This is a genomic window from Pseudomonas sp. EA_5y_Pfl2_R50, assembly GCF_963970475.1.
Taxonomy (GTDB): domain Bacteria; phylum Pseudomonadota; class Gammaproteobacteria; order Pseudomonadales; family Pseudomonadaceae; genus Aquipseudomonas.
This window is the reverse complement of record NZ_CAXAPT010000139.1, coordinates 1-482: the sequence shown is the minus strand read 5'-3', so window position 1 is coordinate 482 and position 482 is coordinate 1. Positions and strand designations below refer to the sequence as shown.

The window sequence follows — 482 nt, the reverse complement described above, 5'->3', positions numbered from 1 at the left end:
GCTCCATGAGCGGGACGACCGGCCGACGAGGCGTTAGCAGCGCCGTGATCGCGTGGCGCACACCATCCATCGCACGTTGTCACAGTAATGCCGGGCACGAGTGTTAACGAATGCTTTCCGCGCGAATATAGTCGCCTGATGGAATCCGCGATGCCGCCGTTTCTCGATGCGCCTCCGATCAGCCAGACCCTCACGGCCTATGACCGCGAGCATATGGTTCTCTATCTGCGCCTGCTCGATTCCTCGCGCGACGGAGCTGATTGGCGCGAAGCCGTCCAGATTCTCTTTGGCCTCGATACGGCACGTGAGCCGCAGCGGTGCCGCCAGGTCCATGACACGCATCTCGCCCGCGCGCAGTGGATGACCGAGCACGGCTATCGAGACTTGGTCCGCTCCGCACAGTGATCGCCGCGATGCCGTTTCGGCACCACCCTTTGCCGGCCCTCTGACTTCCACTGAACAACCCAGCCGGGAATCCTGAC

1 protein-coding gene is annotated in these 482 nt (G+C 62.9%); it reads left to right on the top strand.

The features are described 5' to 3' along the window. Positions 1-150 precede the first annotated feature (150 nt). Positions 151-405: a DNA -binding domain-containing protein gene (locus AACY19_RS27115; protein ID WP_006022610.1), complete on the top strand. Its 255-nt coding sequence runs from the start codon at positions 151-153 to the stop codon at positions 403-405. The last annotated feature ends 77 nt before the right edge of the window (positions 406-482 follow it).

Excerpts from the sequence above, each read along its gene's own strand:
- AACY19_RS27115 (WP_006022610.1), top strand. The coding sequence starts at position 151 with ATGCCGCCGTTTCTCGATGCGCCTCCGATCAGCCAGACCCTCACGGCC.